The sequence below is a fragment of the Bartonella sp. AU18XJBT genome (assembly GCF_028618595.1).
Lineage (GTDB): Bacteria > Pseudomonadota > Alphaproteobacteria > Rhizobiales > Rhizobiaceae > Bartonella.
Genome location: NZ_JAQITE010000057.1, coordinates 1 through 5,960, shown reverse-complemented (window position 1 = coordinate 5,960; position 5,960 = coordinate 1). Strand labels below are relative to the sequence as shown.

Genomic DNA, 5,960 nt, shown 5'->3' with positions numbered 1-5,960 from the left:
GATTTATCAAACGGTTTTGGACAGAGATAGGGGCATTTGTATATTCAAAGGTGAGTGTTGCAACCCAGTGGGTGATGAATTCTTTGTTGTTGTCGTTGTTACGCACAGTTCTGTAGTAACGCACTTGGGCAACTTTATCGTTGATAAAGGAAATTGATTTTATAGTGATTGTTGCAATGGCATTTTTGTAGATGATTTGTGGGCTCTGGGGATTTTTTGCTCCGTACCATCCAGCAAATCTTTCTCGTTCTTCAGGAGAGGAGAGGAGAGAGACAGTTTCGAAGTTATTTTGCGTTTCTTCTACGGCAAAACCTTCACGAGAGCGGACATATTTTGCGGCAAAATAGCGTGTGATTGCTTCGTCGACATTGGTGGGACCTTCTTTTAAGGCTTCCACAACTTCAGTGATGCCGGTTGAATTGTCCACACGGATGACAAAAGGTTCTACGGTTTTAAGGGGTGTGAGGGTGATGACCGCGAGAGAAGACATTATTGCAACAGCAACGGCGATGCCGGCAATGGCAAGCGAGACGCGGGTGGTGCGGCGTGAGGCGAGCATGCGATCTTGATCGAACGAGCGTGCTTCAGCAATGTATTGTTCTATGTCTTTTTCTTTCATGCTTTTTGCCCGCAATTTTTGTAAGATTTGATTTCTTCATCCGTTAATTTTTGTGCCAGAAGCGTTTCCAGCTTACCTTCTTTTAGGGTTGAAGGGGTGTTGTTACTGATGATAATGGGTGTGGGCGTGGGTTTTTTCCCTTCCCAATTCCACATTGATCTGTTGAGTGGACGCTTAGAATATCCATCACACTTTGGGAGTGACTTCAGTGTGTTTGGTGAAGACATACAGCCACTGAGAAAGAGAAATGGTAAGATGACCCCAATTTTTTTAAATTTCCGCATTTTAAATTTAAACCTTTGGTATTTTTTTTAATAGTGATGCTAATTTTTTTACGCCACCCGTTATTGTTTTAGCTCCTCCTGAGCCTGTAAGGGAAGCCCCCCCAGAAGCTAAAGCAGATGCCATGCCAGGTAAATTGAAGAAAAGAAAAATACCCCCAATGCCAACCGCAAAGAATTCGCCATAGGCTAACACGAAATCTTTAATGTCTTTTGTAAAGACGTTCATTGCAAGTTCGACATACATACCCCCAAGCAGCACGACTAATACCTGCAAAATGACAAAATTTGCCACTTGCCCTAACCATGCTTCTGTAAAACTCCTTGTTGCTGAAAACATATAGAGGCTTATAAAAAGTGGTCCTAATGATAGGACAAGAAACAACCCCAGCTTAGCAAACATTGTGACGATAAAACCAATTAGGCAAAAAATAATAGCAATTGTGTAACAGGCTGAAGCATAAATCCATGTAACAAGATACGATCCCAGTGCAACCCATGAAGCTTTTTTTGCTTCATCAAGAATATGTGAAACAGCTTTATTTAACAGATCATCCCATACATTTTTATCTGAGTGTATTGTCCCTTGTGTGGCCTGTGCAATGGCATTCGGCAGGCTATTGAAAAATAAATCCCCGACCCACTCATTATAAAGAGCAGCCTTTGTGGCAAGTGCAACAATGATGCCAAGTTTGAAAGTTGTTGCTATAAAGTCCCACAATGGCATGGAAGAACGCCCTGAGATGATATTGTACCCTATAAATATAATGTAAATGGTACAAGATAGTTTAAGCGGACCACTTAAAGCCGATGAAAGATGTTCAACGGAATCATTCATTATTTTCATTATAGGTTTCGTTAACATATTTTCTACCATGGTAAAGTAAGCTACTTCTTCGAATGTCATTGCACGTCCATTCTATCTAATTTTTGCAAATATGATTATTTCTGATTCAATTATTATCCTGTTTTTGTTTAGCGCGCTCTTCTGCCTCTCTTTCGGCTTGTTCTTTTGCTTTTTCTTCAGCCTTTCTTTTTTCCATTTCAGCTTTTAGTTTTTTTATTTCAGCTTGCCTTGCTTGATGTTGAGCTTCCATTGCGGCTTCATATCTTTCCATCGCTTTACGATCTTCTTCTTTGCGTTCACGCGCTCTTTCTTCAGCTTTTGCTTCATATTCCTTTTCAAGTTCAAGTTGTGCTAATCTTAGGTTTTCACAATTTTTGGCAGTTCCTGCGAATCCACATTTAGCATTCCACTCTTCCATCAATTTTTTATCTTTTTTAAATTCTGCGACGCTATAGGTTTTTTCACATCCAGCAGCGATAATTCCAGTGCAAAGTAGCAATGTTGTTATGAGAACTTTATTCATCAATATTTCCCCTTTTTCCTTTCAGTTTTACAAGTTTTGAACACAATCTTTAAATTATGCTATGTTCTGGTTTTTATAACCAGTGATGATAAATCTAGGGCAGCGACATAATCTTGCCATAAATCTATTGTATAGTATGTAAGGTTCTTTAAGTTGAGCAGCTAAAGCGCAGTAGTGATGTGTAATGGCGCTATCCATTGTCTTTGTAATGGGATCCATTAACATATTGTCGATATAAGAAAATACGCCTTTGCTTTCTACTGCCATTGAGATGCTCCGCTCTTCATTATGTCTTAATGGTTATTTTGTTTTTTTTCAGCGCGCTCTTTTGCTTCTCGTTCTGCTCGTAATCTATTAGTATCAGCTTCAATTTTTTCAATCCAGGCTTTTTGTTCAGCTTTAAATTTTTCATCTATTTTGCGATTTTCTTCTTCAATTTTTGCCCGACGTTCTTTCTCAAGTTCAGCGCCTGCTACTCTTAGGTTTTCACAATTTTTTGAAGTTCCTATCCCTCCACATCTCGTGACCCATTCATCAAATAATTTTGGATTTTTTTTAAATTCTGCTACGCTATAGGTTTTTTCACATCCAGCGGTGATGAGCCCTGTGCAAAGTAGCAATGTTGTTATGAGAACTTTATTCATCGATATTTCCCCTTTTTCCTTTCAGTTTTTGAGTTTTGAGCACAATCTTTAGATTATGCTATGTTCTGGTTTTTTATAACCAGTGATGATAAATCTAGGGCACAGACATAATCTTGCCATAAATCTATTGTATAGTTTATAAGGTTCTTTAAGTTGAGCAGCTAAAGTGCAATAGTGATGTGTAATGGCGCTATCCATTGTCTTTGTAATGGGATTCATCAACATATCATCTATGTCAGTAAAGATGCCTTTGCTTTCTACTGCCATTGAGATGCTCCGCTCTTCATTATGTCTTAATGGTTATTTTGTTGTTCTTCTGCCGCCCGTTCTTTTGCTCTTCGTTCTTCTTCCGCGCGCTCTTTTGCTTTTTGTTCAGCAAGGAATTTTTGATTCTCTTCTCTCATTTTTTTAATTCTGGCTCTCATTTCAGCCATATCTTTTTCATCTCTTTTGCGATTGTTCTCTTCCGCTTGACGTTCTCTTTCTGCTGCTTGTGCTTGACGTTCCTTATCAAGTTCTAAAAATGCTAATCTTAGATTTTCACAATTTTTTGAAGTTCCTGCAAATCCACATCTAGCATCCCACTCTAGGCGTAATTTTTCATCTTTTTTAAATTCTGCGACGCTATAGGTTTTTTCACATCCAGCAGCGATAATTCCAGTGCCAAGTAGCAATGTTGTTATGAGAACTTTATTCATAGTATTTCCCCTTCTTTCTTTCAGTTTTTGAGTTTTGAGCACAATTTTTAAATTATGCTAGGTTATTGGTTTTTTATAACCAGTGATGATAAATCTAGGGCAGCGACATAATCTTGCCATAAATCTATTGTATAGCTTGTAAGGTTCTTTAAGTTGAGCAGCTAAAGTGCAATAGTGATGTGTAATGGTGTTATTCATTGTATCTGTAATGGGATCCATCAACATATTGTCTATCTTAGTAAAGACGCCTTTGCTTTCTACTGCCATTGAGATGCTCCGCTCTTCATTATATCTTAATGGTTATTTTGTTGTTCTTCTGCCGCGCGCTCTTTTGCTCTTCGTTCTTCCTCAGCACGTCGCTTTGCTCTTTGTTCTTCTAATTTTTTTTGAGTCTCTGCTCTCATTTTTTCAAGATCAGCTTTTTGTTTCGCCATAAATTCTTCATATCTTTTGCGATCGTTCTCTTCCGCTTGACGCTCTCTTTCTGCTGCTTTTGCTTCATATTCTTTCTGAAGTTCTAAAAATGCTAACCGCATGTTTTCACAATTTTTTGAAGTTCCTGCAAATCCACATCTAGCATCCCACTCTAGGCGTAATTTTTCATCTTTTTTAAATTCAGCGACGCTATAGGTTTTTTCACATCCAGCAGCGATAATTCCAGTGCAAAGTAGCAATGTTGTTATGAGAACTTTATTCATGATTAATGATTGTCCTGTTGTTGTTGTTTAGCTTTAGCGCGCTCTTCTGCTTCTCTCTTGGCTTGTTCTTTTGCTTTTTGTTCAGCTTTCCATTTTTCATGTTCAGCTTTTTGTTTAGCCATAAGTTCATCTATACCTTTCCTATACTCCTCTGCTGCTTTACGGCTTCTTTCTGCTGCTTTTGCTTCATATTCTTTCTGAAGTTCTAAAAATGCTAACCGCATGTTTTCACAATTTTTTGAAGTTCCTGCAAATCCACATTTAGCATCCCACTCTAAGCGTAAATTTTTATCTTTTTTAAATTCTGCGACGCTATAGGTTTTTTCACATCCAGCTGTGATGAGCCCTGTGCAAAGCAGCAATGTTGTTATGAGAACTTTATTCATGATTAATGATTGTCCTGTTTCTTTTCAGATTCTTGTTTATCGTCATTTGTAGAGCCAGTTCTCCCCCATCCCCATGTTGGAAGACTCTCACGATAAGCTTGCTCTGCGTTTTTACAATTTTGCGAATCGAGATCCCCTGATGTCATACATTTCATTTTCCATTTTTCGTATAATTTGTGATCTTTTTTAAATTCTTCTACGCTGTAGGTTTTTTCACATCCAGCTGTGATGAGCCCTGTGCAAAGTAGCAATGTTGCTATGATGATCTTGTTCATGTTCAAGCCCCTCTTTTTTACTCTTTATTGACCACGCAGTTTTTTGGCATAATCTGCATATCGCGCTGCAAATTCTTCGTAAGCTCGTTGTTCGGCAGCTTTGTATTCCGCTTGTTGAATCATTGCGGCGGCTTGCATTTGAAGGACTTGTGTTTGGAGTTTTGCTTGTATCGCTGATAATTGCGCTTGAATGCCTTGAATTTTACCCGCATCTTCAGTACTTCCAAGTTCGTCAAGCAGCTTGTTAATGGTTTTTTGTGTTTCACTGGCTTCTTCGTAGACATCTTGGCCTTTTGCTGCTTGTCCTACTACGCGCTGTTCGGCTTTTTTCACTTCCTGTGCGTAAAAAGCATCAACTGCCTCTTTTGAATCTGCTCCGCCTGAGGGCTCTTTGTATTTAAGTTCTTCTTGCCATTTTTGCGCGTTTTTGCTGCTGCTCCCGCCGCCACTGCCACCGCCGCTGCCCATCGATTGTTGAAAGTGGTTAAAGTCAGAAGGGAGGGCGCCACTGCTCCCTTGCTTGTTAAACATTTCTTTCAATCCCGAGATGTCAGGCTTGACATTTAAAGAGTTATATAATTGTTTTGCTTGATCGAGTTGGCTCTTTAATTGCTCAAGCTGTTGTTTGCCTTGTTGAATTTGTTCTTGCAATTTGCCAAGCTGTTGTGTGCCTTGCTGGACTTGTTTCATTATTTGTCCAACAGCTGTGGGATCAAATACCACGATAGCAAAGGCATTTGTTTGAAAGCCAAATGAAGCTGCACAGACGGCTGTTGCCAATAAAAGTTTTTTCATTGTTTTGACCTTTCTTGAAAAATAGGAAGCCATTTTTCTGGAGATTGTCCAACTTCATCCATAATGGTCTCTAGGAGTTCAATATTCTTGGTGGTGCCGCTTAAAATGGCTATTTCATCATCAAAGCCGCGTAAATTCAGTTCTGCTACAACTGAACTTTGCCCTTGTTTGATGAGAAAACGCCGTGACTCACG

General features: G+C 39.0%; 13 protein-coding genes. All 13 read right to left on the bottom strand.

The annotated features are described in order from the left end of the window. Nucleotides 1–619 (bottom strand): virB8 family protein (locus PVV60_RS09225; protein ID WP_273724486.1); only part of this gene is annotated, 619 nt, incomplete at its 3' end. Beyond that, the gene (locus PVV60_RS09220; protein WP_273724484.1) at nt 616–903 is read right to left on the bottom strand and encodes a type IV secretion protein VblB7; all 288 of its coding nucleotides are present in this window, start codon (nt 901–903) and stop codon (nt 616–618) included. The genes PVV60_RS09225 and PVV60_RS09220, both read right to left, overlap by 4 nt. 7 nt (nt 904–910) lie before the next feature. Further along, the gene (locus PVV60_RS09215) at nt 911–1,807 is read right to left on the bottom strand and encodes a type IV secretion system protein (protein WP_273724482.1); all 897 of its coding nucleotides are present in this window, start codon (nt 1,805–1,807) and stop codon (nt 911–913) included. 46 nt (nt 1,808–1,853) lie between these two features. Then, the gene (locus PVV60_RS09210; RefSeq protein WP_273724480.1) at nt 1,854–2,270 is read right to left on the bottom strand and encodes an EexN family lipoprotein; all 417 of its coding nucleotides are present in this window, start codon (nt 2,268–2,270) and stop codon (nt 1,854–1,856) included. Between the two features lie 54 nt (nt 2,271–2,324). Next, nucleotides 2,325–2,537: a hypothetical protein gene (locus tag PVV60_RS09205; RefSeq protein ID WP_273724479.1), complete on the bottom strand. Its 213-nt coding sequence runs from the start codon at nt 2,535–2,537 to the stop codon at nt 2,325–2,327. Between the two features lie 26 nt (nt 2,538–2,563). Next, nucleotides 2,564–2,914 carry an EexN family lipoprotein gene (locus PVV60_RS09200; protein ID WP_273724477.1) on the bottom strand — a complete coding sequence of 117 codons (351 nt, stop codon included), beginning with the start codon at nt 2,912–2,914 and terminating at the stop codon, nt 2,564–2,566. 48 nt (nt 2,915–2,962) lie between these two features. Next, complete coding sequence (locus tag PVV60_RS09195) at nt 2,963–3,181, bottom strand: hypothetical protein (protein WP_273724475.1); 219 nt, start codon at nt 3,179–3,181, stop codon at nt 2,963–2,965. Between the two features lie 26 nt (nt 3,182–3,207). After that, entirely contained in the window at nt 3,208–3,612 is a 405-nt protein-coding gene (locus PVV60_RS09190; RefSeq protein WP_273724473.1) for an EexN family lipoprotein, read from the bottom strand. Between the two features lie 293 nt (nt 3,613–3,905). After that, the gene (locus tag PVV60_RS09185; protein ID WP_273724471.1) at nt 3,906–4,310 is read right to left on the bottom strand and encodes an EexN family lipoprotein; all 405 of its coding nucleotides are present in this window, start codon (nt 4,308–4,310) and stop codon (nt 3,906–3,908) included. A 2-nt stretch (nt 4,311–4,312) separates the two neighbouring features. Continuing rightward, on the bottom strand, nt 4,313–4,696 hold the full coding sequence (locus PVV60_RS09180) for an EexN family lipoprotein (RefSeq protein WP_273724470.1): 384 nt from the start codon (nt 4,694–4,696) through the stop codon (nt 4,313–4,315). A 2-nt stretch (nt 4,697–4,698) separates the two neighbouring features. Continuing rightward, nucleotides 4,699–4,971 (bottom strand): EexN family lipoprotein, encoded by a 273-nt coding sequence (locus PVV60_RS09175; RefSeq protein ID WP_273724468.1) that lies wholly within the window; start codon nt 4,969–4,971, stop codon nt 4,699–4,701. A 24-nt stretch (nt 4,972–4,995) separates the two neighbouring features. After that, nucleotides 4,996–5,766 (bottom strand): type IV secretion system protein, encoded by a 771-nt coding sequence (locus PVV60_RS09170; RefSeq protein ID WP_273724466.1) that lies wholly within the window; start codon nt 5,764–5,766, stop codon nt 4,996–4,998. Continuing rightward, a partial coding sequence (locus tag PVV60_RS09165) for a hypothetical protein (protein ID WP_273724464.1) occupies nt 5,763–5,960 on the bottom strand: 198 nt, incomplete at its 5' end. The genes PVV60_RS09165 and PVV60_RS09170, both read right to left, overlap by 4 nt.

Excerpts from the sequence above, each read along its gene's own strand:
- PVV60_RS09185 (WP_273724471.1), bottom strand. The coding sequence starts at position 4,310 with ATGAATAAAGTTCTCATAACAACATTGCTACTTTGCACTGGAATTATC.
- PVV60_RS09210 (WP_273724480.1), bottom strand. The coding sequence starts at position 2,270 with ATGAATAAAGTTCTCATAACAACATTGCTACTTTGCACTGGAATTATC.
- PVV60_RS09175 (WP_273724468.1), bottom strand. The coding sequence starts at position 4,971 with ATGAACAAGATCATCATAGCAACATTGCTACTTTGCACAGGGCTCATC.
- PVV60_RS09205 (WP_273724479.1), bottom strand. The coding sequence starts at position 2,537 with ATGGCAGTAGAAAGCAAAGGCGTATTTTCTTATATCGACAATATGTTA.
- PVV60_RS09195 (WP_273724475.1), bottom strand. The coding sequence starts at position 3,181 with ATGGCAGTAGAAAGCAAAGGCATCTTTACTGACATAGATGATATGTTG.
- PVV60_RS09215 (WP_273724482.1), bottom strand. The coding sequence starts at position 1,807 with ATGACATTCGAAGAAGTAGCTTACTTTACCATGGTAGAAAATATGTTA.
- PVV60_RS09180 (WP_273724470.1), bottom strand. The coding sequence starts at position 4,696 with ATGAATAAAGTTCTCATAACAACATTGCTGCTTTGCACAGGGCTCATC.
- PVV60_RS09220 (WP_273724484.1), bottom strand. The coding sequence starts at position 903 with ATGCGGAAATTTAAAAAAATTGGGGTCATCTTACCATTTCTCTTTCTC.
- PVV60_RS09170 (WP_273724466.1), bottom strand. The coding sequence starts at position 5,766 with ATGAAAAAACTTTTATTGGCAACAGCCGTCTGTGCAGCTTCATTTGGC.
- PVV60_RS09190 (WP_273724473.1), bottom strand. The coding sequence starts at position 3,612 with ATGAATAAAGTTCTCATAACAACATTGCTACTTGGCACTGGAATTATC.
- PVV60_RS09200 (WP_273724477.1), bottom strand. The coding sequence starts at position 2,914 with ATGAATAAAGTTCTCATAACAACATTGCTACTTTGCACAGGGCTCATC.